We start from the raw sequence: 24,398 nt of genomic DNA on the forward strand, positions 1-24,398 counted from the left end.
CTCGCACTCGGTCAGAGGTTGCCTTCCGTGTCCCGAAGTCCCGTCGCCGACGTCCTGCGCCGGCACCCCCGCCCCCTCGCCGTCGGCTGCGGGTCCTCGATGCTGCACCAGACCTGCGAGGCCCTCGTCCCCGTCGCCATCGGTGTGGTCGTCGACGGCGCCGTGACCACCGGCGACGTGTCGTCGATCGTCGTCTCGGTGCTCGCCGTCCTGGCCCTGTTCGCGGTCCTGACCAGCGCCGGCACCTTCGCGTTCTGGACGATCGACAGGGCCGCGTTCGCCGAGGCGCACTTCCTGCGCACCTCGGTCGTCCGCGCGGTGCTGCGCGAGCCGGGCGTCCTGCGCGAGCGCCAGGTCGGTGAGGCGCTGTCCATCGCGACCTCCGACACCCGGCACGCCGCCGAGTCCCTCGGCCTGGTCAGCTGGCTGACGGCCGGCTGCTTCGGGATGGTCGTCGCGGCCGTCGTCCTGCTGCGCATCGACCTCGTCCTGGGCCTGGGCCTGCTGGTCACCGTGCCGCTGCTGGTCCTGGGCCTGCAGGCCCTGGCCCCGCGGCTGGAGCGGCGCGTGCACGACCGGCAGCGCAGCGCGGGCCTGGCCGCCGCGGTGGCCGCGGACCTGCTGGCCGGGCTGCGGCCGCTGCGCGGGTTCGGCGGGGTGCCCGAGGCGGTCCGGCGCTACCACCGCGCCAGCCGCGTCTCGCGCCAGGCCGCCGTCGGCGCCGCGGGCGCGACCTCGCTGGTCGTCGGCGCCAGCACCCTGGCCACCGGCGCGGTGCTGGTCGCCACGGCCGCCGTCGCGGGGTCCTTCGTACGCAGCGGCCGCCTGGACGTCGGCGAGTTCGTCACGGTCGTGGGGATGGCCTCCTTCCTGGCCGACCCCGTGCGCAACGTCAGCTTCGCCGTCCAGCAGCTCGCCGTGTCGCGCGCCAGCGCGGCGCGGGTGGCCTCCCTGCTCGCTCCGCCCGCGAGCGCCGAGCCGGGGCCGCCGGCCCGGCCGCTGCCCCTGCAGCCCGGCGAGGTGCTGGGCGTCGTGGCGATCGACACCGCCACCGCCGACGCGGTCACGGCCGGCTTCGCCGGGACCGGTGCCGTCGTCGAGAGCGTGCTCGTCGAGCCCGCCGAGACCCACCTGCTCGGCGACACCCTCGCCGACGCCCTGGCCACCGGCCCGGTGCCGGCCGGGCGCGGGGTCGCCCTGGCCGACGCCCTGACCGCGGCCGCGGCCCCCACCGAGCTGACCACCCCGCTGGCCGACGGCGGGACGAACTTCTCCGGCGGGCAGCGCCAGCGCATCGGGCTGGCCCGCGCGCTGGCCGCCGACCGAGAGGTCCTCGTCCTGCGCGACCCCACGACCGCGCTGGACGCCGTCACCGAGGACCGCGTCGCCGCGGGCCTGCGGCAGCTGCGGGCCGGGACGGGCACGACCGTGCTGGTCACGACGTCCCCGCTGCTGCTCTCGCGCTGCGACCGGGTCGTGCTGCTGACCCCCGACGGCCGCAGCGCCACCGGCAGCCACGCCGAACTGCTCGACGACCCCGACTACGCCGCGGCGGTGGCGCGATGAGCTCCGCACTCCCGACCGCTCTGCCCGTCGCGAGCGGCCGCCGCAGCGCGGCCGTGCTGCTGCGCACCGCGACCGCCCACCCCGGTGAGCTCACGCGGGCGCTGGTGACGACCGTGGTCTCCAGCGCGGGCACCGTCGCGCTGCCGCTGCTGCTGGGCCGCGCGGTCGACGACGTCACCGCGGGCAGGTCGCTGACGCCGGTCCTGCTCTGGCTGTCGGTCGTGGCCGTGGCCACGGCCGTCGCCACCGCGCTGGCCCGCCGCGACGCCGAACGCCTCGGCGCCAGCGTCGCCGCCGACCTGCGCGAGCGGGTCGTCGAGCGCTCGTTGCGGATGAACCCGCGCGTCCTGGAACGCGCCGGCTCCGGCGACGTCGCCTCCCGCGTCACCGAGGACGTCGAGCTGTTCACCTCCTCGGTGCAGCTGGCCGCGACCGTGCTGACCTCGGCGGTCACGGTGGTGCTGTCGGCCGCCGGTTTCGTCTCCCTGGACTGGCGCCTGGCGCTGGCCTTCTGCGTCGTCTTCCCCGTCTACGCGCTCAGCCTGCGCGGGTACCTGCCCAAGGCCGGACCGCTGTACGCGGCCGAACGCGCCGTCGCCGCCCAGCGCTCGCAGGTCGTCCTGCAGTCGCTGCACGGGGCCGCCACGGTGCACGCCTACGGGATGGCCGAGCTGCAGGGCGACCGCGTCGAGCAGGCCTCCGAGCGCACGATCGGCGCCTCGCTGGCGGCGCTGAGGACGTTCGCCCGGCTGTCGGTCTCGATGAACGGCGCGGAGGCGATCGGGTTGTCCGCCGTGCTGTTCACCGGGTTCTGGCTGGTGCGCGCCGACACCGTCACCGTCGGTGCGGTGACGGCCGCGGCCCTGCTGTTCCACCGGCTGTTCGGCCCGCTGGGTTCGCTGCTGCTGTCCTTCGACGAGGTCCAGCGCGCGGCGGCCGCCCTGTCCCGGCTCGTCGGCGTGGTCGACCTGCCCCCCGAGCCGGCCGCCGACCCGGCCGCGCTCGCCCGGGCCCCCCGTTCCGACGTCGCGATCACCGTCCGCGGGATCACGCACAGCTACGCCGACGACGGGTCGCACCCCGTGCTGCGCGGCATCGACGTCGACGTCCCGGCGGGCTCGTCGCTGGCCGTCGTGGGTGAGAGCGGGGCCGGCAAGACGACGCTGGCCGCCATCGTCGGCGGGGTGTTCCCGGCGACGGCCGGCGAGGTGCGGCTCGGTGGGGTGGACCTCGCGGCGCTGGACGCGCAGGCCGTGCGCGAGCGCATCGGCGTCGTCGCCCAGGAGGCGCACGTCTTCACCGGCACCCTGCGCGAGGACCTGACCCTGGCCCGCCCCGACGCCACCGACGGGGCCGTGCACGCGGCGCTGGCCGTCGTCGGCGCCGACGACTGGGTGCGCGCGCTGCCCGACGGGCTGGACACCCGCGTCGGGCCCGGTGAGCTGCCGTTGTCCGCGGCCCGCCGGCAGCAGCTGGCGCTGGCGCGGATCGTGCTGCGCGACCCGCCGGTCGTCGTCCTGGACGAGGCGACCGCCGAGGCCGGCAGCGCCGGGGCCCGCGACCTGGAGCAGGCCGCGGCGGCCGTCGTGGCCGGCCGCACCGCCCTGGTCGTGGCGCACCGGCTCAGCCAGGCCGCGGCGTGCGACCGGATCGCCGTGATGGCCGACGGCTCGATCGCCGAGATCGGCAGCCACGCCGAGCTGCTCGCCCGCGGTGGCCGGTACGCCCGTCTGTGGCAGACGTGGTCCCGCCCCGCTCACGCGCCGCAGGCCGCCGACACCTAGGAGGCGCGGGCGGCGGCCCTGGTGCCGGGACTGCGGCCGACGGGTTCCGGTGGGCACGTCGTTCCCGCTCACCCCGCTCCGGCGCCCGGGAACCTGAGGATCTGGCGGGGCTGACGGGTCTGGCGGGTCGCGGTCCCGGCTGCGAACCTGGTCGCACCTGCCGAGTCGAGGGAGGAGCCACCGTGAGGGAACCCGTGCCCGCACCGTCGACCCGGGCCGAGCACCCGAGCCTGCCCGACGTCGTCGACGAGGCGACCTGGTACCGCGAACTCGAGCGACTGCTGGTCACCGAGAAGGAACTGACCCGCGCGCGCGACGCCCTGGCCGCCCGTCGGCGGCGCATGCCGATGACGGCCGTCCGGGGCGACTACCGCTTCGTCCGGCCGGACGGGGAGACGACCCTGCTGGGGTTGTTCGACGGCCGTCGTCAGCTGATCACCTACCGGTTCTTCTACGCCCCCGACGTCGAGAACTGGCCGGACGCCGCGTGCGAGGGGTGCTCGATGTTCGCCGACAACCTCGCCCACCCGGCGCACCTGGCCGCCCGCGACACCTCGCTGGCCCTGGTCACCGCGGCACCGCAGGAACTGGTGCAGAGCTACCAGCGCCGGATGGGGTGGAACCTGCCGTTCGCGACGACGATCGACGGGTTCAGCGACGACTTCGGGGTGTCGGAGTACTTCGGGATCAACGTCTTCCTGCGCGACGGGGACGACGTCTTCCGCACCTACTTCCTGAACTGGCGGGGCATCGAGAACGTCGGCACCGTCTGGTCCCTGCTGGACCTGACCCCGTTCGGACGCCAGGAACGGTGGGAGGACTCCCCGGCCGGGCGCCCGCAGGGTGAGCCCTACACGTGGTGGCGACTGCACGACGAGTACGCCGGCTGAGCCTCAGTACGACATCCCCATCGCCTCCCGGACCGTCCGCAGCGTGTCGTCGGCGATCGCGTTCGCCCGCCGGTTCCCCCGCGCCAGCACCTCGCGCAGGTGGTCGTCGGCGCCGGACAGCTGCCGTCGGCGTTCCCGCAACGGCCGCAGGTGCTCGTTGACCGCCTCGGTGACGACGCGCTTGAGCTGCTCCGACCCGCCGTCGCCGATCTCGTCGGCGAGCACCTCCGGCGGAACTCCCGTGCACACCGACGCCGTCAGCAGCAGGCTGGAGACCTCGGGCCGGGCGGCCGGGTCGTAGGTGGTGCGGCGGTGCGCGTCCGTCCTCGCCGAACGGATCAGGCGCGCCGTCTCGTCCTCCGAGGCACGCAGCGGGATCGCGTTGCCGGCGCTCTTGCTCATCTTCGCCCCGTCGGTGCCCAGCAGCAGCGGCACGGCGGACAGCAGCGCCTCGGGTTCGGCGAACACCTGCCCGTACCGCCGGTTGAACCTCCGGGCCACCGAGCGGGTCGTTTCCAGGTGCGGCAACTGGTCGCGGCCCACGGGGACGAGGTTCGCACCGCAGAACAGGACGTCGGCCGCCTGGTGGACCGGGTACGTCAGCATCAGCCCGCTCATGGGACGGCCTCCGGCCGCCTCGGCCTTCACGGTGGGGTTCCGCCGGAGTTCGGCGACCGTCACGAGGCTGAGGAACGGCAGCAGCAGCTGGTTGAGCGCGGGCACGGAACTGTGGGTGAAGAACGTCGTGCGCCGCGGGTCCAGGCCCGCGGCGAGCTGGTCGAGCAGCACCTCCCGCACGTTGCCGCGCAGGTCACCGGCCACGTCCCGGTCGGTGACGACCTGGTGGTCGGCGATCACCACGAACACCTCGACCCCGGCGTCCTGCAGCCGGACGCGGTTGGCGAGGGTCCCGAGGTGGTGGCCCAGGTGCAGCGGGCCGGTCGGGCGGTCGCCGGTGAGGACGCGGAAACCGCCCGGGTCGGTGGCGATCCGGGCCTCGAGCTCGGCGGTTCGGTGCTGGGCGGTGGCAGTGGTGGGCACGGGAACTCCTCAGGACGAGGAGCCACCCGGTGCACGGTTCGAGCCGCCACGGGCGGCTCGGGACAGGTCTGGTCGCAGCCGCTACAGCGACTGCCACCAGGTGCACGGGATCGTCAGCACCGTCCGACCGTACGCCGGTGCGCGCCGGTCCACCACGGGTTTCCCGCCGGGTCCACGCGGGGGCACACCCCCGGCGGACGGCCCGCGACCGTCGACCATGCTGGGGTCCGACCACCGAGGAGATCCCCGATGACGCGCGTGAGCGCCCTGACCCCGTCCACCGTCGATGCCGCCGCCGAGGTGCTCGCACTGGCCTTCGCCGACGACCCCGTCGTGGCGGGCCTGGTCCCCCTCGGCCGGCGGCGGCCGCGGACCCTGCGCCGGTGGTTCACCGCCCTGGTCCGGACGACACGTGCCGTCGACGTCGCCCGGGACGCCGACGGCCGCGTCGTCGGGGTCGCCCTGTGGGACGAGCACCCCCGCCCGCCGTCCGTGCCGTGGTGGCTGCGAGAACTCCCCCGCCTGCTGCGCGCGCTCGGTCCGCGCCAGCTCGTCCGGACGGTGCGCGCCGTCGCGGACCTGGAGTCGCACCGCCCCACGACCCCGCACTGGTACCTGGCCGACATCGCCGTCCGGCCGGCGGCGCAGGGCCGCGGGGTCGCCTCGGCGCTGCTGGCGCACCGGCTGCGGGAGCTGGACGCCGCCGGCGCGACGGCCTACCTCGAGAGCACCTCGCCCGCCGCGGCCCGCCTGTACGTGCGGCACGGTTTCCGCGCGGTGGGAGCCGTCGGGCACGACGGCGCCGTCGCGATGCTCCGCGCGGGAACTGACACGCTGTCGGCGTGACCCTCGCCGACGCCCTCACCGCCGGCCTGCGCGACCGGTTGTTCTCCGGTGCCACGGCGGTGTTCTCCGGCCCGGACGGAGTGCAGCGCGCCGCCGTCGGCACCCTCGCGTTCGACGACCCGGCCCCCGTCACGCCGCACACCCGTGTCGACCTGGCCTCGCTGACCAAGGTGTACACCGCGGTCGTCACGCACGCCCTGGCCGAGGTCGGCGCGGTCGACCTGGAGCGGCCGACCGCGCGGGGCTTCACCCTCGCGCACCTGCTGGCCCACACGTCGGGGTCGCCGGCCGTCTCGGACGTGTGGCGGCGCACCGACCTGCGACCGGCGCAACGGTTGCAGCGCGCCCTGGACGCCCCGCTGCAGTCCGCACCCGGTGAGGTGTTCCGCTACTCCTGCGTCGGTTTCGTGACGCTCGGCCACCTGCTGGAGGAGGCGACGGGCCAGGGGCTGGACTCCCTCGTCGAGGAGTTCGCGCCGCCGGGGCCGGTGTTCGGGCCCGTCACCGGGCCGGTGCTGGCCACGGAGACGGGTGTGCCGCGCGGTGTCGTGCACGACGAGTTCGCCCGGTCGCTGCAGCGTCCGGCCGGCAACGCGGGGTTGTTCGGCACGGCCGAGGAGGTGCACGCGCTGGGGCGGGGGCTCCTGGACGGTTCGCTGACGGCGGGTGCGGCGCTGCGCGTCGGCGACCCGGCGTGGATGCCGGCACCGCACCACCTCGGGCACACCGGGTTCACCGGGACCTCGCTGCTGCTGGACCCGCGCAGCGGTTCCTGCCTGGTCCTGCTGACCAACCGCGTCCACCCGGACCGCCGGCTCGTCGACCTGTCGGGTTACCGGAAGTGGGTGGCGCGGCGGCTGATGCCGCCGACATGATCCCCGCATGGACCCCCAGACCCGCGAGCTCGCCCGCTCCGTCCGCACCTTCCTGGAGGAGGTCGTGCACTCGGCGCGGGTCGACGCCGACGAGGGCGGGCCGCAGATCGGGGACGTCGTCTCCGAGCACCTCGGCCTCGCGGCGCAGCAGGTCCCGGTCGTGCGCGAGGAGGTGCCCGAGCACCAGTTCGTCGACCTCGACATCGCCCTGACGCTGCTGGGCGAACGGGGCGGGGACGAGCGCGTCGTCGGCATCGGCGGGGGTGACCAGCGCGTCCACCAGGGGTTCTCCGACTTCTTCGCGGGGCACTACGGCCGGTTCGGGTTGGGCGCGGTGGACCGCGTGAACCTGCCGACCGGCCCGGACAGCACCCGGCGGGCCATCTCCTTCGGGGTGCGGCTGCTGCGTTTCGGGGGGCAGCCGCTGGCCGTCCTGCAGCGCAAGTCGCACCCGCACGGCGGCTACCCGTCCGGGATGGAGGTGGCCGGCACCGCGGAGGGGGTCGTCGCCGACTTCATCGCCGAGGTCCGCCGGCTGATGGTCCAGCACAGCGTCCTGCGGGGCCAGGTGCTGTCGTTCTCCGGGTCGCCGTTCGAGCACCACAGCAACGCCGGGATCACCTTCCTGCACCGGCCCGGCGTCGGCGCGGACGACGTCATCCTGCCCGCCGGTGCGCTGGACCGCATCGCCCGGCACGTCGTCGGCGTCGGCGAGCACGCCGAACGGCTGGGCCGCTCCGGCCAGCACCTCAAGCGCGGTGTCCTGCTGTACGGCCCGCCCGGCACCGGCAAGACCCTCACCGTCCGGCACCTCGTCTCCCGCGCCCGGGACAGCACCGTCGTCCTGCTCGCCGGGCAGTCACTCGCGTTCGTCTCGACCGCCGCCCACCTGGCCCGGGCCATGCAGCCGGCGATCGTCGTCCTGGAGGACTGCGACCTGGTCGCCGAGGACCGCGGGGTCCACCCCGGTGAGCGCCCCCTGCTGTTCCAGCTGCTGGACGCCATGGACGGGCTCGAGGGCGACGCCGACGTCGCGTTCCTGCTGACGACCAACCGCGTCGACCTGCTCGAACGGGCGCTGGCCCAGCGACCGGGGCGGGTGGACCTGGCCGTGGAGGTCCCGCTGCCGGACACCGAGGCCCGGTACGCGCTGTTCCAGCTCTACGCGCGGGGACTGCCGGTCACCGACGAGGTGCTGCGGCTGGCCGCCGAGCGCACCGAGGGGGTCACCGCGAGCTTCGCCAAGGAACTGCTGCGCCGGGCGGTGCTGGTCGGCGCCGAGGCCGGGCACGAGGTGACCGACGCCGACGTGCGGACCGCCCTGGACGAACTCCTGTCCGACGCCGAGCAGCTGACCCGGAGCCTGCTGGGGTCCTCGAGCTGATCAGCCGGTGACGGGAACGCCGTCGCCGGCGTAGCGCTCCTCCAGGTCACCGGTCTCCCCCGCCGCCGCGGCCGGCCGGCCCAGGAGGAGGCAGTACAGCCAGAACGCCAGCAGGGCCAGCGAGCCCACGCCGATGCGCGCCCACGTCGGCAGTCCCGACGGCGTGACGAAACCCTCGATGAGACCGGAGACGAACAGCACCACGACCAGCCCCAGCGCGACCCCCATCATCGCCCGGCCCTCGGTGGCCAGCGACTGCGACCGCGTGCGCGGCCCCGGGGACACCCACGCCCAGAACAGCTTCAAGCCGGCGCCGGCGGCCACGAAGACCGCCGTGAGTTCCAGCAGGCCGTGCGGCAGGATCAGCCCGAAGAACAGTTCCCCGCGGCCGTGCTCGATGAGCAGACCGCCCTGCAGGCCGACGTTCACGGCGTTGAGCGTGAGCGAGAACAGGATCGGGACCCCGGCGATCCCCAGCGCGATGCAGGTCGCGGCGACCATGGCGTTGTTGGTCCAGACCCGGCCGGCGAACGAGGCGTGGTCGTACTCGGAGTAGTAGCCCTCGAAGTCGGACTGCACGAGCTGGCGGATGTTCTCGTCGGAGCCGAACAGGCTGGCCTGGGCCGCCGGGTGCCCGACGATCCAGAACCCGGAGACGACGGCCAGCACGATGGTGAAGGCCGCGGCCCCCGTCGTCCACCACCGCAACCGCCAGAACGCCGCCGGCAGGCCACGCGTCGAGTAGTGCACGACCTGGCGCCAGGCGGTGTACCGGGAACCGGTCAGGCGGGCCCGGGCCCGCACCAGCAGCGTCGACAACTCGTCCAGCAGCACCGGCTCGGACTGCGCCGACCGCAGCGCGGACAGGTGCGTGGCCGTCCGCTGGTAGAGCACGACGAGCTCGTCGGCCTGCGAGCCGTTCAGGTGGCGGGTCGCGACGAGCGTGCGCAGCCGTGCCCACTCGTGCTCGTGCACGGCCCTGAAGGCGTCGACGTCCACGCACGACAGGCTAACGTCCGGCCGGTGACCCCCGACCTCCACCACGACCTGCACCGGGTCGCGGTGCTGGTGCTCGAGGGCGCCAAACCGCTGGACGTCGGGATCCCCGCCCAGGTCTTCTCCAACCGGCCGAGCATGCCCTACGAGGTGCGGGTCTGCGGGGCGGCGCCGGGGCCCGTCCGGGGCGGGGACGGGTTGTCGTACGCCGTCGAGCACGGGCTCGAGGCGTTCGAGTGGGCGCAGACGGTGTTCGTCCCCGGTTACCGGGATCCCGCCGGGACCGCACCGCCGGCCGCCGTCGTCGAGGCGCTGGTGGCCGCCAACGCCCGCGGCGCCCGGCTGGCCGCGATCTCGACGGGCGCGTTCGCGCTCGCGGCGACCGGGCTGCTGGACGGCCGGCGCGCCACGACGCACTGGCACTACACGCGCGAGCTGGCCGCGCAGCACCCGCGCGTCACGGTCGACGAGAACGTGCTGTTCGTCGACGCGGGCGACGTGCTGACCTCGGCGGGCGCGGCGTCCGGGATCGACCTGTGCCTGCACCTGGTGCGCCGCGACCACGGTGTCGGCGCCGCCAACCACGTCGCCCGCCGGCTCGTGGCCGCGCCGTACCGCAGCGGCGGGCAGGCGCAGTACGTCCCGCGCAGCGTGCCCGAGGGCGCCGGGGAGGTCTTCGCCGGCACCCGGGAGTGGGCGCTGGCGCACCTGCACGACCCCCTGACCCTGGAGGCGCTGGCCCGGCACGCACGCGTGTCGGCGCGCACCTTCTCCCGCCGGTTCGTCGAGAACACCGGGTACACCCCGATGCAGTGGGTGCTGCGGGCCCGCGTCGACGCCGCCCGCGAACTGCTCGAGCGCACCGACCTCGGCGTGGAGCAGATCGCCGACCGGGTCGGGTTGGGGACGGGGGCGAACCTGCGGCTGCACTTCCAGCGGATCCTGCGGACCTCGCCGCTGGAGTACCGGCGCACCTTCGCCCCCTGAACCCCGGGCGCGCCGCGTTCGAGCGCGATGTCACCACGTGCGCGGTCAACGAGCGCGCGCTCACCGCGCGCCACCACCCCCGGCGCGCCGCGTTCGAGCGCGATGTCACCGCGCGCGCGGTCAACGAGCGCGCGCTCACCGCGCGCCACCACCCCCGGCGCGCGGCGGAGTGGCGAGATGCTTGCGGACCATGGCGTTCCCGCCACTGTTCCGCACGGCGCCGGCACCGGAGGCTGGAGCCATGACACGGATCGCCATCAACGGATTCGGCCGCATCGGCCGCAACACGCTGCGCGCCCTGCTCTCCCGCGCGAGCTCCCTGGAGGTCGTCGCGGTCAACGACCTGACGGCACCCACGACCCTCGCGCACCTGCTGCGCCACGACTCCTCGCTCGGCCGCTTCCAGGGCACCGTCGAGGTCTCCGGTTCCGACCTCGTCGTCGACGGCGCGACCATCCGCGTCCTGGCCGAACGCGATCCCGCGAACCTGCCGTGGGCCGAGCTCGGCGTCGACCTCGTCCTGGAGTCCACGGGACGGTTCACCTCCGCCGAGGCCGCCAAGGCGCACCTGGCCGCCGGCGCCCGCAAGGTCCTGGTCAGCGCGCCCGCCGACGGCGCCGACGTCACCCTGGCCTACGGCGTGAACACCGATGCCTACGACGCGCAGCAGCACGTCGTCGTCTCCAACGCCTCCTGCACGACGAACGCGCTGGCCCCGCTGGCCAAGGTCCTGGACGACCTCGCGGGCATCGAGCACGGGTTCATGACGACCGTCCACGCCTACACCCAGGAGCAGAACCTGCAGGACGGCCCGCACCGCGACCTGCGCCGCGCCCGCGCCGCCGGGGTGAACATCGTGCCGACCAGCACGGGCGCCGCCAAGGCCATCGGGCTGGTCCTGCCGCAGCTGGACGGCAAGCTGTCCGGCGACTCGATCCGCGTTCCCGTCCCCGTCGGGTCGATCGTGGAGCTCAACACGACGGTCTCGCGCGAGGTCACCCGCGAGGAGGTCCTGGAGGCCTACCGCGCCGCCGCCGACGGTGCGCTGCGGGGGATCCTGGAGTTCTCCACCGAACCGCTGGTCTCCAGCGACATCACCGGGAACCCGCACTCCTCGATCTTCGACTCCGCCCTCACCCGCGTCGACGGCCGGCACGTCAAGGTCGTCGCCTGGTACGACAACGAGTGGGGTTTCTCCCAACGGGTGGTCGACACCCTGGAACTGCTCAGCGCACGCTGAGCCGCGGCACCCCCGGCGGGTCGAAACCCCAGACCTGTCCGTAGAACGACAGTTCCGCCTCCAGCGAGGCGACGACGTTCTCGGCCCGCCGGAACCCGTGCTGCTCACCGGGGAAGACCACCAGGGCGTGCGGCAACCCCTTGCGCCGCAGCGCGTCGGCGAACGCCTCGGCCTGCGAACGGGGCACCACGGGGTCGTCGGCGCCCTGCAGCAGCAGCACCGGGCAGGACAGGTCGTCGACGTGGTTCAGCGGCGCCCGCTGCGCGTAGACCTCCGCGGCCTGCGGCAGCGGACCCACCAGGGAGTCCAGGTAGCGGGACTCGAAGTCGTGGGTGTCCTCGGCCAGCGCCCGCAGGTCCGCGACCCCGTAGTAGGACGTCCCGGCGGAGAACGCGTCGGTGCCGGTGAGGCAGGCGAGCACCGTGAAACCCCCGGCGCTGCCGCCGCGGATGCCGACCCGCCCCGCCGGGGCGAGACCTTCGGCGACCAGCCAGCGCGCCACCGCCGCGCAGTCCTCGACGTCGACGATCCCCCAGTTCCCGTCCAGGGCCTCGCGGTAGGCACGGCCGTACCCCGTCGACCCGCCGTACTGCACGTCGACGACACCGATGCCGCGGGAGGTGAAGTACGCGGTCTCCGGCGAGTACGCCGCCTGCGACTGCGCCGTCGGACCGCCGTGCACGAACAGCACGTGGGGGGCGGGCTCGTCGCCGGGGTGGTCCGGGTGCGTCGGCGGGTAGCGGTGCGCGTGCACCGTGCGGCCCCCGCTGCTGGGGATCGAGACCGCCTGCGGGACGGGCAGGTACGCCGGGTCCGGCGCCTGCGCCGCGGGACGCACGACCTCCACGTCGCCTCCCTCGACGACCACCACGGCCGCCGGGGCGGTCGGGGACGCGGCGATCGCGGCGAGGCGCCCACCGGCCGCGGCGAGGGTGGGGGCGTAGGCGGTGTACGGCAGGTCGAGGGGTTCCAGCACGCCGGTGCGGCGGTCCACGACGTCGAGCCGGTACCCCACCTCCACCCCGTCGGACGAGGCGTGGACCAACCCGATCCGGTCGTCGTCCAGCGCCGCCCACGACGTCGAACCGAACGTCCACGGCGGGAAACCCTGCTCGGCGTCCTCGGGCAGCACCGCCCGGAACTCCTCGCCGACCTCGTACAGGTTCCAGAACCCGCTGCGGTCGCTGACCACCAGCACCGTGCCGTCCGGGGCGAACCCCGGGTGCACCAGCGACTCGCGGCGGTCCTGCCCGGCCAGGACCCGCACGTCGCCCAGCCCGGAACCCTCCAGCCGCGCGGTCCACAGCAGCGTGCGCTGCCAGGGCATGTCGGGGTGCTCCCAGCTGATCCACACCAGGCGCGTCCCGTCCGGGGACACGCGCGGCGCGGCCAGGAACCGCGGGCCGCTGAACAGTTCGCGCGGGCCGGACCCGTCCAGCGGGACGTGCACGAGGGCCCGACGGGGCACGTCGCCGCCGTTGTCCTCGGCCACCAGCACGACACCGTCGCCCACGGGTGCGGGGTCGGCGTGGCGGACGCCGTCCGCAGGTGTCAGGGGTTGCGGGTCGGCGCCCGGGGAGGGCACGTGGAACCAGCGCTGGTCCAGGGCCGAGGCCACGACCAGCCCGCGACCGGGCACCAGCCCCCAGGACCCACCGCCGTACTCGTGGACCCGGGTCCGGGCGTCCAGCCCCGGTGCGACCTCGCGGGTCGCCCCGTCGGGCGTGCGCCGCAGGACCGCGACCCGGCCTCCCTCGGCGGGCCGGCCCTCGGCCCACCACACGGTGCCGTCCGGTTCGAGCGCGACACCGGACAACCGCAACCCGGCCGCCGCCACGGCCTGCGCGCTCAAGGGGGACGGCCAGGCTCCGTGAGGGGTCACGCCGTTACGGTAGACCCGTGAGCGCGACGTCCGGCGAACCCGTGGGTGAGATCGTCACGGGCGAAGCCGTCGTGCTCGGGCTGCGGGCGGCCTCCTTCGCCTCGCGCATGCTCGCCGCCGCCCTCGACGCCGTCGTCGTGCTGATCGTCTTCGCCGCCGCCCTGTGGGGTTCCTCCACGCTGCTGAACGAGGCCGACGAGGCCGCGGTGGCGGCCATCGGCGTGGCCCTGTCGGCGCTGTGCCTCATCGGCATCCCGACGGCCGTGGAGACCGCCACCCGCGGGCGCTCGCTGGGCAAGCTCGCCCTCGGGGTGCGGGCCGTGCGCGACGACGGCGGCCCCGTCCGGTTCCGGCACAGCCTGGTGCGCGCCGTCGTCGGGTTGTTCGAGCTGTGGGCGCTGGTCGGCAGCCCCGCCATCATCTGCTCCCTGGTCAACTCCCGGGGCAAGCGCGTGGGCGACCTGCTCGCCGGGACCTACGTCGTGCGCGAACGCACCGCCGCCCGGCACGTCCCGCTGCCGCCCATGCCGCCGGAACTGGCCGGCTGGGCCCGCACCGCGGACATCGGCCGGCTCCCGCAGGCGACGGTCACCGCCGCCCGCCAGTTCCTGGCCCGCACGGCGACCCTCAACCCCGGCTCGCGGTCGGCGCTCGGCGCCGAACTCGCCGACGCCCTCGTGGCGCGGGTGTCCCCGCCCCCGCCCGCCGGAACCGACCCCGAGCGCTTCCTCGTCGCGGTCCTCGTCGAGCGCCGCGACCGGGAGTTCGTGCGGATGGAACGCCGCGAGGCCCGCACCCGCGACCTCGAGCGGTCCATCGGCCGCGCTTGAGCCTCCAGCCCTGCCGCCGGCCCCAGAAGTGCTTGATCACCGAAGTGCTTGATCACGACGAGGGTGAGGCCCCCGCCGTGATCAAGCACTGTCGTGATCAGGCACTTCTGCCGGACGGTGCCCCGCGCTCAGGCCGAGCGCAGCACCGTCGTGGACCACTCCCCGACGAGCAGCTCGGAAACCTCCCGGCCCACCTCCTGCTGCGGGTCGGAGGACACCACGAGCTTCCACCGGCCCGCCGGCGCCTCCGGCACCGTGAACTCGACGGGGTTGGCGGCCCCGTTGACCAGCAGCAGCACCGTCGCCGAGTCCTGCGCGCTGAACTCCACGGCGTAGGCGCGGGCGTTGGCGTCGTCCCAGTCCTCCTGCCGCATCGGCTCACCGTCGGCGCGCAGCGACAGGACGGCGTCGGGCGAGCCGTCCAGGCCGTTGCCGCGGTACCAGGAGGCCCGCAACGCCGGCGTCTCACGCCGCAGCCGGAGCAGCTCGCGGGTGAACTCCAGCAGCGCCTCGTCGCGGTTCTTCCAGTCGAACCAGGAGATCTCGTCGTCCTGGCAGTAGGCGTTGTTGTTCCCGCCCTGGGTGCGGCCGAACTCGTCACCGCCGAGCAGCATCGGGACACCGGCGCTCAGCAGCAGCGTCGTCAGCAGGTTGCGGCGCTGCCGGGCACGCAGGGCGTTGACGCCCTCGTCGTCGGTCTCGCCCTCGGCGCCGCAGTTCCACGACCGGTTGTCGCTCTCGCCGTCCTGGGAGTTCTCGCCGTTGGCCTCGTTGTGCTTCTCGTCGTAGGCCGTGAGGTCGGCGAGCGTGAACCCGTCGTGGGCGGTGAGGAAGTTCACGCTGCACAACGGCGAGCGGCGGTCGGCCTCGTACACGTCGGGGCTGCCGGTGATCCGCTGGGTCAGCGCGCCCAGCGAACCCTGCCCGCGCCAGAAGTCGCGGACGTCGTCGCGGTACTTGCCGTTCCACTCCGACCAGTCGGCCGGGAACCCGCCGACCTGGTAGCCCTGGGTGTCCCACGGTTCGGCGATGAGCTTGACCGAGGCGAGGACCGGGTCCTGGTGGACGATGTCCAGGAACGCCGAGTGCACGTGCGCGTCGCCCCACTGGCGCGTCAGCGTCGTGGCCAGGTCGAACCGGAACCCGTCGACGTGCATCTCGGTCACCCAGTACCGCAGCGAGTCCATGATGAGCTGCAGCGCGGCCGGGTGCGAGACGTTGAGGCTGTTGCCGGTGCCGGTGGTGTCGAAGTAGTTCTCCGGCTCCTCCATGACGACGCGGTAGTAGGAGGAGTTGTCGATGCCCTTCAGCGACAGCGTCGGGCCCATGTGGTTGCCCTCGGCGGTGTGGTTGTAGACGACGTCGAGGATGACCTCCAGACCCGCCGCGTGCAGGGCCTTGACCATCTCCTTGAACTCGCGGACCTGCTGCCCGCCGTCACCGGAGGCGCTGTACTCGTTGTGCGGGGCGAAGAACCCGATCGAGTTGTAGCCCCAGTAGTTGCGCAGCCCCTTCTCGGCCAGGTGCGAGTCCTGGACGAACTGGTGAACGGGCAGGAGTTCCACACTCGTCACACCGAGGTCGAGCAGGTGCTGGACCGCTGCGGGGTGGGCCATCCCGGCGTAGGTGCCGCGGATCTCCTCGGGCACGTCGGGGTGCTGCTTCGTGAAGCCCTTGACGTGCACCTCGTACACGACGGTGTCGGCCATCGGGACGTGCGGCCGGGTGTCGCCGCCCCAGTCGAAGGCGGGGTCGACGACGACCGACCGCGGGACGGAACCGGCGGAGTCGGCGTCGTTGCGCGCCTCGGGGTCGTCGAAGAGGTGACCGAACGTCTCCTCCCCCGCGCCCCACTGGCCCTCGACGGCCTTGGCGTACGGGTCGAGCAGCAGTTTCGCGGCGTTGTGCCGCAACCCTTCCCCGGGTTCCCACTCGCCGTGGACGCGGAACCCGTAGCGGGTGCCCACACCGCCGGGGACGATGCCGTGGAACACGTGCCCCGTCCGGTTCGGCAGCCGGTGCCTCGTCTCGGCACCGTCCTCGTCGAAGACGGCGACGTCCACCGCGTCGGCGGTCTCGGAGTACACGGCGACGTTCAACCCGCCACCGGCGTCATCACTGCGCAGCGTGACGCCGAGGGGGTACGGAAGGCTCTTGTCCACCCACCGATCCTGCGGCTTCCCGCCGGATTCCGCGAGTCGATCTAGTCCTGCGCCTCGCGCCTGGTCCGCAACCGCCCCGTCGCCCACAACAACCGCCAGCGCGCGCGGACCCAGCTCCACCACCGCAGCCGGCCGGAGTCCAGCCCCTGTTCGGTGCGTTCCCACCGCCGCACCTCACGGGCGTGGTACTTCATCGCCACGAGGGCGCACCCGCGCAGGAACGCGGCGATCACCGCGACACCACCGGCGATGGTGGCCCACGAGGCGGCGTCCTCCAAACTCATGGCGCCAGTTTCTCAGGCCGCGTCCTCGACCGCGCGGGCGGCGGTGCGCACCACCGGGGCGACCGCCTGCCCCAGGAGGGCGTACCCCGCCGAGGAGGGGTGGAAACGGTCGGCGGAGAACAGGCTCGCGTCGCGGGCCAGCGCGGCGGAGGCGGTGGAGGTGTCGACCAGGTGGGCCCCCGTCGCGCGGGCGACCTCCTCCTGCGCGCCGCGCAGGGTCGCGCTGGCGAGCCGCACGAGTTCGCGCAGCGCCGGCGGGACGTGCGCGACGCTGCTGAGGTCGGGGGCGGGCACCAGGACGACCTGGATCCCGCGGCCCCGCAACGCCCGCAGCGCCGCGTCGAGGTCGGCGACGGCCTGCGCGACCGGCACGAGGTGGGTCAGGTCGTTGGCGCCGATCACGACGACGGCCAGGTGGGGCCAGTCCCCCGCGGCCGCGACCTGCCCCGGCAGCGCCGCGCTGCGGGCCCCGGAGGCGGCGAACACGCGGTGCTGCGCCGCTCGCCCCGCCGCGGCCAGGTCGGCCACCAGCCGCGGTCCCAGCCCGTCCTGCGGGGAGCTCGCGCCCACGCCGACGGCCAGGGAGTCACCGAACAACCCCACGCGCAGCACGGGCCGAGTCCACACCGAACGCCGGCGCCCGGCACCCCGGGAGGGGTGTCGGGCGCCGGGAACCGCCTCAGTAGCGGTAGTGCTCGGACTTGTAGGGCCCCTCGACGTCGATGCCGAGGTAGGACGCCTGCGACTTGGTGAGTTCGGTCAGGCGGACCCCCAGCGCGTCCAGGTGCAGCCGGGCGACCTTCTCGTCCAGCTGCTTGGGCAGGCGGTGCACACCGACCGGGTAGAGCTCGGGCTTGGTGAACACCTCGATCTGGCCCAGGACCTGGTTGGCGAACGAGTTCGACATGACGAAGCTCGGGTGCCCGGTCGCGTTGCCCAGGTTCAGCAGCCGGCCCTCCGACAGCACGATGACGCTGTGCGCCGCAACGCCTCCGTCCGCCGGGATGCGCCACTCGTGGACCTGCGGCTTGATCTCGACCTTCTCGACCCCGGGGATCCTCGCCAGGCCGGCCATGTCGATCTCGTTGTCGAAGTGGCCGATGTTGCCGACGATCGCCTGGTGCTTCATCCGGGCGATGTCGGACGCCATGACGACGTCCTTGTTGCCGGTGGCGGTGATGAAGATGTCGGCCGTCTCGACGACGTCCTCGAGCCGGACGACCTGGTAGCCGTCCATGGCGGCCTGCAGGGCGTTGATCGGGTCGATCTCGGTGACCACGACGCGCGCGCCCTGGCCGCGCAGGGACTCCGCGCAGCCCTTGCCGACGTCGCCGTAACCGAACACCACGGCCGTCTTGCCGCCGATGAGGACGTCGGTGCCGCGGTTGATGCCGTCGATGAGCGAGTGCCGGGTGCCGTACTTGTTGTCGAATTTCGACTTGGTCACCGAGTCGTTGACGTTGATCGCCGGGAACGGCAGGACGCCGTTGCGGAAGTACTCCGCGAGGCGGTGGACACCGGTGGTGGTCTCCTCGGTGACGCCCTTGATGCCCTCGGCGATGCGGGTCCAGCGCTGCGGGTCCTCGGCCAGCGACTTCCGCAGCAGTTCCAGGACGACCGCGTACTCCTCGGAGTCCTCCCCGGTCGTCGCGGGAACGGCGCCGGCGGCCTCGAAGCGCTTGCCCTCCAGGACGAGCATGGTGGCGTCGCCACCGTCGTCGAGGATCATGTTCGGGCCGACGCGGTGACCCTCGGCGTCGGTGCCCCAGTCGAAGATGCGGTCGGCCAGCGCCCAGTACTCCTGCAGCGTCTCGCCCTTCCAGGCGAACACCGGGACCCCGGCGGGCTCCTCGACGGTGCCCTGCCCCACGACGACCGCGGCGGCGGCCTGGTCCTGGGTGGAGAAGATGTTGCAGCTGGCCCAGCGGACCTGCGCGCCGAGCGCGACGAGGGTCTCGATGAGGACGGCCGTCTGGACCGTCATGTGCAGCGAACCGGCGATGCGGGCGCCGGTCAGGGGCTTGGAGTCGCCGAACTCGGCGCGCAGCGCCATGAGCCCGGGCATCTCGTGCTCGGCCAGACGCAGCTCGTGCCGTCCGGCTTCGGCCAGGGAAAGGTCCCGGACCTGGTACTCGAAAGACATTCCAGTCCTCTCGTGCGGTCAGTGACGTTCCCCCGGCGCGGCCCCTCTGGGCCTCGTGGACGGCATCACCGCACGCCGGATCACCGTCCAGGGTACGCGGTCGGCCGACGGCCCCGGACGGGTCGCCACCCACGGCACCGCCGCCGAGCACCCCTCAGGAGCCGCCGCTCCGGGCGCTCCTGCCGGTGCGCAGGGCCGCGTCGGCGTCGGCGTACAGCTGCTCGACGCCACGATCGGGCCGGTACTCCGCCGTGCCGGTGGTGACCGTGACCGCCCAGCCGGCGATGGGACCGTCCGCCACGACCTGCTCGAGGCGCTCGGCCAGGTGCCCGGCCGCCTCCAGGTCGGTGTCGGGCAGCAGGACGACGAACTCGTCACCGCCCAGCCTCGCGAGGAGGTCCGAGACCCGCAGGCTCACCTGCAGGCGTGCAGCGACCTCGGCCAGGACACCGTCCCCCACCCCGCGCCCGGCGACGTCGTTGACCCGCTGGAAGTCGTCCACGTCGACCAGCGTCATCGCCAGGTGTCCGCCGTGCCGCTGGACCCGGGCGCCGTGCTCGGCCAGCGCCTCCTCCAGGCGTCGCCGGTCGGCGGTGCCGGTCAGGGCGTCGGTGCGCGACTGCTGGTGCAACCGGCGGGTCAGCTCCTGCACCTGCCCCCGCACGTCCTCGAGCGCCCGGACGGTGATGTGCAACGTCAGTTCCGTCGAGACGACGGCGGACAGGTCCTCCAGCAGCAGCAGGTCCTCCGTCGACCACTGCCGGGGCTGGAAGTCGGCGGCGCAGAAGGCGCCCAGCGTGTGCTCGCCGTGGCGCAGCGGGTAACCCGCGTAGGCGCCGGCGCCCATCTCCAGCACTGCCGCGTGCTGGCGGTAGGTGGGATCCTGGCGCGCGTCGAACAGGACGACCGGACCGTCCCCGCGGACCACCTGGACGCACAGGGAGTGCGTCAGGGGGGTGGTGCGCAACGTGGCCCACGGCTCCGGCAGCCCCACCGCCGCCTGGATGACCTCCTGGTCGGCGGCGATGAACGAGACCATGGCGACCGGGACGTGCAGGACCCGGGCGGCCATCCGCACCAGCCGCTGCAGACCGTCGGCGACGTCGGTGACGTCCGCGACGCGCACGGCGTCGGAGACCGCGGCCAGGCGTTCCGCCTCCGCCAGCGGCCCCGGCGACCGCGGTGCAGGCGGGGGCACGCGCTCATGCTCGCCCCGCCGGTCCCCTCCGGCAAGGCGTGCCGGCCCGTCGGGTGGGGCCGGCGGGGCACCGGCTCAGCCCAGCCGCTCCTTGAGGTCGGCCACCTGCGGCGAGACGGCCGGGTCGATCCCCGACGCCAGCGCCAGGTAGGCCGCGGCGAAGTCGGTGCGGGCGACGGTCTGGGCCAGCCGCTGGGCGGGGGTCCCGTGCTCGGCCACGACCTCCGAGACCCGCACGCCGGCGTCCGCGGCCGTCGTGCTCACCGCGTCGGCCAGCCGGCGGTCCACGTCGGAGACGGCCGAGGGGGCGTCGCGCAGCATCAGCAGCTGCAGCCGCGGCCCGGCCGGGCCGTCGAGGAACGGGTCGGCGAACACGTCGTCGGTGCCGGCGGCGAAGGGGCCGCCGAACGTCGCGACGACCTCGCTGGCGTCGTCGGGCAGGGCGCCGCTGACGGCGGGCACCCGCGCGGTGCGCGAGAGCATGGCCGCGGACCGGCGCGCGGCGGCGGCCATCAGGTCACCGTCGCCCAGGACGACGGGCACGCTGCCCGCCACCTCCAGCGCGAGCACCTTGGCCGGGTTGACGAACGTCTCCGACCACGGCCGCGAGGCCTCCGCCTCGGCGTCGAGCCGGTCGGCGACACCGGCCAGGTCGGTGGCCGTCGCCGACAGCAGGCGCAGCGCGTCGCAGGCCAGCAGCACGGGTGTGGCCAGCGACCACAACGCGACGCGGGACGAGCGCGGGTCGCCCCCGTCGGCGCGCACCCCCCGCGCGGGCAGCACCTGCACGTTGCCGTTGCGCGCGCCGATCTCGGCCAGCGGGGAACCCTCCCCCGCCACGGTGACGACCCGCGCCCCGCGGCGGGCGGCCTCGACGGCCAGCGCGACCGGGCCCGGCGCGCGGCCGGACAGCGAGACGGCGACGACCAGGTCCAGCGGGCCGACCCAGCTCGGCAACGGCCCACCGTGCCGCACGACCACCGGGACGGGGCAGTTCCGCCCGGCCAGCGCGGTGACGATGTCGGCGACGACGGAACTGCCCGCCAGGGCCGCGATGACGACGGCGCGGGGGCGTTCGTCGTCGGCCAGCTTCGCCAGGCCCGCCTCGGCGGACAGGTCGATCGCCTCGCGCACCTGCGCGCCGGCGCTGGCCAGCGCGCGCAGCACCCCGGTGACGTCGGCGGCGACCAGGCCGTCACCGTCGGCCAGCAGGGTCTCGTCGAGCGCGGTCACGAGTTCTCCTGCCCGGGGTGGACGGCGGCGTCCACGAGCAGCACGGGAACCCCGTCGAGCACGGGGTAGCGGATTCCCGAAGGGGTCTGCAGGAACTCCTCGCCGTCGATGCGCACCGGCGCCAGGGGCTCGCCCGTGGTGGGGCAGCGCAGCAGTTCCAGGACCCACTCGTCCAGCGCCATCAGTTCCCTCCCCGGACCAGTTCGAGCACGCGGTCGCGGATCACGACCATGGTCGCCTCGTCGGCGCCCTCGGCGTTCAGCCGCAGCAGGGGCTCGGTGTTCGAGGCCCGCAGGTTGAACCACCACATCGGTTGCGCCGCAGAGGCCGGGTGGAACACCGTGACCCCGTCGAGGCGGTCGACCTCGAGCTCCTCGCCCTCGGCGGCGGCGATCTCGGTGATGGCCGCGACGACCTTCTCGGTGGTGGCGGCGGCGTCCTGCACGGTGGAGTTGATCTCGCCGCTGGAGACGTACTTCTCGTACTCCGCGGCGAGTTCGGACAGCGGCCGGTCCTGTTCGGCGAGCGCGGCGAGGACGTGCATCGCGGCGAGCATGCCGGTGTCGGCGGACCAGAACTCGCGGAAGTAGTAGTGGGCGGAGTGCTCACCACCGAACACCGCGTCCACCTCGGCCATCCGCTCCTTGATGAAGGAGTGCCCGACGCGGGTGCGGACGGGTGTCCCGCCGTCGGCGGCGATGATCTCGGGCACCGCGCGGGAGGTGATGAGGTTGTGGATCACCACGGGTTCACGGCCGGCGCGGATCTCCTTGGCGATCTCGCGGCGGGCGACCATCGCCGTCACGGCGCTGGGGCTGACCGGGTCGCCGTTCTCGTCGACGACGAAGCAGCGGTCGGCGTCGCCGTCGAAGGCCAGGCCGAGGTCGGCGCCGTGCTCGGGAACGGCCTTCTGCAGGTCGCGCAGGTTCTCGGGGTCCAGCGGGTTGGCCTCGTGGTTGGGGAACGTCCCGTCGAGTTCGAAGTACAGCGGGACGACCTCCAGCGGCAGCGCCGGCAACCCGGCGTCCTCGCCGAGCACCGCGGGGGCGGTGAACCCGCCCATGCCGTTGCCGGCGTCGATGACGACCTTCAGCCGGCGGCCGCCGGTGAGGTCGACCAGGCCGCGCAGGTGGTTCGCGTACGCCTTCAGCAGGTCCTGCTCGTCGACGGCGCCGACGTTCCCGCCGCCGGTGGGCACCTCGCCGGCGTCCAGCCAGCGCTGGGCGAGGTCGCGGATCGCCGACAACCCGGTGTCCTGCCCGACGGGTTTGGCGCCGGCGCGGCACATCTTGATGCCGTTGTACTGGGCGGGGTTGTGGCTGGCGGTGAACATCGCCCCCGGGACGCCGAGGAAACCGCTGGCGAAGTACAGCCCGTCGGTGGAGCACAACCCGATGAGGGTCACGTCGACACCGCGGGAGGCCAGCCCGTCGGCGAACGCCTTGGACAGCTGCGGCGAGGAGGGGCGCATGTCGTGGCCGACGACCGCGCGCGGGACCTGGCCCGCGGGGTTCTCGGGCAGGACGACGACCTCCGCGAAGGCCGCGCCGATGGCGCGCACGACGTCGTCGTCGATCTGGTCGGGGACGGTGCCCCGCACGTCGTAGGCCTTGATGACGGACGACAGGTTCACGGAGGGCGCGGTCACGTCCGTGAGCCTACCGAGGCGTCACCACGGGATCACTGCTTGCGGGTGCGCTGCAGCACGCCGTCGACGGTCAGCGGGCCGGCGGCCGACATCCAGCTGCGCTCCTCGCAGACGTGGCAGGAGACGAACTGGACGGGCGTGCCGTCGGTGAGCGACATGGACAGCTGGGTGACGCGCTCGCTGCCGCAGTGCCCGCACACACCGGTCTCGCGGTGCGCGGCCTGGGTCAGCGACCCCAGCGGCACGGCGGTGCGGGCGGCACGGGGACGGCGGGAGGCGCGGGGCGCGTTGGCGGTGGGCACGCCCGTTCATCGGCAGGACGTGGCGCGCACTTGAGGCGTTCCAGACCACCCGGACGGGCTACTGCTCCTCGGCGATGACCCGCAGGTGCCCGCGGCGCACGGCGGGGGCGTCGGGGTCGATCCGGCGCGCGGCCGCGGGCCGGTCGCGGACGGCGTCGACGAGGGCGTCGAGGTCGTCGTGGTGCTTGGCGGCCTCGAGCAGGTCCGGGGCCAGGCGCACGACCTCCCAGCCGCGCGGGGCGGTGAGCCGCTCGGCGTGGTCGGCGCACAGGTCGTAGCAGTGCGGTTCGGCGTACGTCGCCAGCGGCCCCAGGACGGCGGTGGAGTCGGAGTAGACGTAGGTGAGGGTCGCGACAGCGGCCTTCCCGCACGCGGTCCGCGAGCAGCGACGGCCACTGGGCGCGGCGGAGCGGCCGGCTCCCGGGCGGGAGGCGTTCGTCCCTGGGGTGCGGGTGGTCACCCGCGCACGCTACCTCTCCGCCACGCGTGCCACAGTCCACGCCGCGCGCGCCGTGTCGTGGTCGGTCGTGGGTAGTCTCGCCCGGTGGTCCTCCGACGCCGGGCTCCGGCCCGCTCCCGCCGACGCCGCGACCGGCACGGCCGCGGGTTGCGCGGCCCCCTGCTGCCCGCCTCGCTGCCGGCGGCGCGCACGCGGGCCGAGCGCTTCGACGACCTGGTGCTGGACGCGGTGGAGCTGCTGGAACGGCGCTGGGCCGAGCAGCTGGCCGGGGTCGAGTTCGCCGTGGAGGACGTCCCGCCGTCGGACCCGGCGCCGTGGGAGGACGACGTGGTGCCGCTGGGCCGGCTGTTCCCCGCCCACGGGTCCCGTCCGGCCCGCGTCGTGCTCTACCGCCGGCCGCTGGAGACGCGGGCCGACGGCGAGGAGCTCGACGACCTGGTCGCCGACGTGGTCGTCGAGCAGGTCGCGCACCTGCTCGAGCTCCCCCCGGAGGACGTCGACCCGCGCTACAGCGACTAGCTGTACCCAGCCATCACGTTGGTGACAGGCGGCTGACCGGCGGCAGGCCACCGAGGGCGCTGTGACGGCGTTGAGTGTTGTAGCGCTCCAGCCAGGGAGCAAGGGCCGCGGCCCGCTCAGCGTTGCTG

General features: G+C 74.2%; 24 protein-coding genes. 10 read left to right on the forward strand and 14 right to left on the reverse strand.

What is annotated here, in order from left to right; genetic code table 11:
• Positions 1–27: 27 nt before the first annotated feature.
• From ACRYR2_RS22215 to ACRYR2_RS22225, 3 genes are all read left to right on the forward strand, one after another.
• Positions 28–1,566, forward strand: a complete 1,539-nt coding sequence (locus ACRYR2_RS22215; RefSeq protein ID WP_432565072.1) for an ABC transporter transmembrane domain-containing protein — start codon at positions 28–30, stop codon at positions 1,564–1,566.
• Positions 1,563–3,350 carry an ABC transporter ATP-binding protein gene (locus ACRYR2_RS22220; protein ID WP_432565073.1) on the forward strand — a complete coding sequence of 596 codons (1,788 nt, stop codon included), beginning with the start codon at positions 1,563–1,565 and terminating at the stop codon, positions 3,348–3,350. Before ACRYR2_RS22215 ends, ACRYR2_RS22220 begins: the two co-directional genes overlap by 4 nt.
• Positions 3,351–3,532: 182 nt before the next feature.
• Entirely contained in the window at positions 3,533–4,240 is a 708-nt protein-coding gene (locus ACRYR2_RS22225; protein ID WP_432565074.1) for a DUF899 family protein, read from the forward strand.
• 3 nt (positions 4,241–4,243) lie between these two features.
• Here ACRYR2_RS22225 and trpS read toward each other — a convergent pair whose 3' ends face one another.
• Positions 4,244–5,281 (reverse strand): tryptophan--tRNA ligase, encoded by a 1,038-nt coding sequence (gene trpS / locus ACRYR2_RS22230; protein ID WP_432565075.1) that lies wholly within the window; start codon positions 5,279–5,281, stop codon positions 4,244–4,246.
• Between the two features lie 249 nt (positions 5,282–5,530).
• On the opposite strand from trpS, the gene ACRYR2_RS22235 reads away from it, so the two are divergent.
• The 3 genes from ACRYR2_RS22235 to ACRYR2_RS22245 are packed head-to-tail and all read left to right on the forward strand — an operon-like array spanning position 5,531 to position 8,386.
• Positions 5,531–6,127: a GNAT family N-acetyltransferase gene (locus ACRYR2_RS22235; protein ID WP_432565076.1), complete on the forward strand. Its 597-nt coding sequence runs from the start codon at positions 5,531–5,533 to the stop codon at positions 6,125–6,127.
• Positions 6,124–7,002 (forward strand): serine hydrolase domain-containing protein, encoded by an 879-nt coding sequence (locus ACRYR2_RS22240; RefSeq protein ID WP_432565077.1) that lies wholly within the window; start codon positions 6,124–6,126, stop codon positions 7,000–7,002. The genes ACRYR2_RS22235 and ACRYR2_RS22240 overlap by 4 nt, the downstream gene beginning before the upstream one ends.
• Before the next feature lie 7 nt (positions 7,003–7,009).
• Positions 7,010–8,386, forward strand: a complete 1,377-nt coding sequence (locus ACRYR2_RS22245) for an AAA family ATPase (RefSeq protein ID WP_432565078.1) — start codon at positions 7,010–7,012, stop codon at positions 8,384–8,386.
• Here ACRYR2_RS22245 and ACRYR2_RS22250 read toward each other — a convergent pair whose 3' ends face one another.
• Positions 8,387–9,385, reverse strand: coding sequence for a stage II sporulation protein M (locus tag ACRYR2_RS22250; protein WP_432565079.1), 999 nt, complete (start codon positions 9,383–9,385; stop codon positions 8,387–8,389). It lies immediately after the preceding gene.
• Positions 9,386–9,409: 24 nt separating this feature from the next.
• On the opposite strand from ACRYR2_RS22250, the gene ACRYR2_RS22255 reads away from it, so the two are divergent.
• Together ACRYR2_RS22255 and gap are read left to right on the forward strand one after the other, a co-directional pair.
• Entirely contained in the window at positions 9,410–10,369 is a 960-nt protein-coding gene (locus tag ACRYR2_RS22255) for a GlxA family transcriptional regulator (RefSeq protein ID WP_432565080.1), read from the forward strand.
• A 241-nt stretch (positions 10,370–10,610) separates the two neighbouring features.
• Positions 10,611–11,609 (forward strand): type I glyceraldehyde-3-phosphate dehydrogenase, encoded by a 999-nt coding sequence (gene gap / locus ACRYR2_RS22260; RefSeq protein WP_432565081.1) that lies wholly within the window; start codon positions 10,611–10,613, stop codon positions 11,607–11,609.
• Here gap and ACRYR2_RS22265 read toward each other — a convergent pair.
• Positions 11,596–13,491, reverse strand: a complete 1,896-nt coding sequence (locus ACRYR2_RS22265; RefSeq protein ID WP_432565082.1) for a S9 family peptidase — start codon at positions 13,489–13,491, stop codon at positions 11,596–11,598. The two genes, gap and ACRYR2_RS22265, sit on opposite strands and share 14 nt — an antisense overlap.
• 17 nt (positions 13,492–13,508) lie before the next feature.
• On the opposite strand from ACRYR2_RS22265, the gene ACRYR2_RS22270 reads away from it, so the two are divergent.
• Positions 13,509–14,321: an RDD family protein gene (locus ACRYR2_RS22270; protein WP_432565083.1), complete on the forward strand. Its 813-nt coding sequence runs from the start codon at positions 13,509–13,511 to the stop codon at positions 14,319–14,321.
• A gap of 128 nt (positions 14,322–14,449) precedes the next feature.
• On the opposite strand, the gene glgX is transcribed toward ACRYR2_RS22270, so the two are convergent.
• The 10 genes from glgX to ACRYR2_RS22320 form a co-directional block, all read right to left on the reverse strand.
• Positions 14,450–16,483 carry a glycogen debranching protein GlgX gene (glgX, locus tag ACRYR2_RS22275; protein WP_432565084.1) on the reverse strand — a complete coding sequence of 678 codons (2,034 nt, stop codon included), beginning with the start codon at positions 16,481–16,483 and terminating at the stop codon, positions 14,450–14,452.
• 41 nt (positions 16,484–16,524) lie between these two features.
• Positions 16,525–16,767 (reverse strand): hypothetical protein, encoded by a 243-nt coding sequence (locus ACRYR2_RS22280; RefSeq protein ID WP_432565085.1) that lies wholly within the window; start codon positions 16,765–16,767, stop codon positions 16,525–16,527.
• A 12-nt stretch (positions 16,768–16,779) separates the two neighbouring features.
• Positions 16,780–17,379, reverse strand: a complete 600-nt coding sequence (locus tag ACRYR2_RS22285; protein WP_432565086.1) for an SGNH/GDSL hydrolase family protein — start codon at positions 17,377–17,379, stop codon at positions 16,780–16,782.
• A 67-nt stretch (positions 17,380–17,446) separates the two neighbouring features.
• Positions 17,447–18,910: an adenosylhomocysteinase gene (gene ahcY / locus ACRYR2_RS22290; protein ID WP_432565087.1), complete on the reverse strand. Its 1,464-nt coding sequence runs from the start codon at positions 18,908–18,910 to the stop codon at positions 17,447–17,449.
• 154 nt (positions 18,911–19,064) lie between these two features.
• Entirely contained in the window at positions 19,065–20,108 is a 1,044-nt protein-coding gene (locus tag ACRYR2_RS22295; RefSeq protein WP_432565088.1) for a sensor domain-containing diguanylate cyclase, read from the reverse strand.
• Positions 20,109–20,183: 75 nt separating this feature from the next.
• Positions 20,184–21,341: an SIS domain-containing protein gene (locus ACRYR2_RS22300; protein ID WP_432565089.1), complete on the reverse strand. Its 1,158-nt coding sequence runs from the start codon at positions 21,339–21,341 to the stop codon at positions 20,184–20,186.
• Positions 21,338–21,523, reverse strand: coding sequence for a Trm112 family protein (locus ACRYR2_RS22305; protein WP_432565090.1), 186 nt, complete (start codon positions 21,521–21,523; stop codon positions 21,338–21,340). The genes ACRYR2_RS22300 and ACRYR2_RS22305 overlap by 4 nt, the downstream gene beginning before the upstream one ends.
• A complete protein-coding gene (locus ACRYR2_RS22310) occupies positions 21,523–22,989 on the reverse strand; it encodes a phosphomannomutase/phosphoglucomutase (RefSeq protein WP_432565091.1) in 1,467 nt (488 codons plus the stop codon). Before ACRYR2_RS22310 ends, ACRYR2_RS22305 begins: the two co-directional genes overlap by 1 nt.
• A gap of 32 nt (positions 22,990–23,021) precedes the next feature.
• The gene (locus ACRYR2_RS22315) at positions 23,022–23,291 is read right to left on the reverse strand and encodes a hypothetical protein (RefSeq protein WP_432565092.1); all 270 of its coding nucleotides are present in this window, start codon (positions 23,289–23,291) and stop codon (positions 23,022–23,024) included.
• Positions 23,292–23,349: 58 nt separating this feature from the next.
• Positions 23,350–23,751, reverse strand: a complete 402-nt coding sequence (locus ACRYR2_RS22320) for a DUF3499 domain-containing protein (protein WP_432565093.1) — start codon at positions 23,749–23,751, stop codon at positions 23,350–23,352.
• 84 nt (positions 23,752–23,835) lie between these two features.
• Here ACRYR2_RS22320 and ACRYR2_RS22325 point away from each other — a divergent pair, with 84 nt between their 5' ends.
• Positions 23,836–24,270 (forward strand): metallopeptidase family protein, encoded by a 435-nt coding sequence (locus tag ACRYR2_RS22325; protein WP_432565094.1) that lies wholly within the window; start codon positions 23,836–23,838, stop codon positions 24,268–24,270.
• Between the two features lie 13 nt (positions 24,271–24,283).
• On the opposite strand, the gene ACRYR2_RS22330 is transcribed toward ACRYR2_RS22325, so the two are convergent.
• Positions 24,284–24,398 (reverse strand): integrase core domain-containing protein (locus ACRYR2_RS22330; RefSeq protein ID WP_432563998.1); only part of this gene is annotated, 115 nt, incomplete at its 5' end.

The sequence above is a fragment of the Kineococcus deserti genome, from assembly GCF_050871945.1.
Lineage (GTDB): Bacteria > Actinomycetota > Actinomycetes > Actinomycetales > Kineococcaceae > Kineococcus.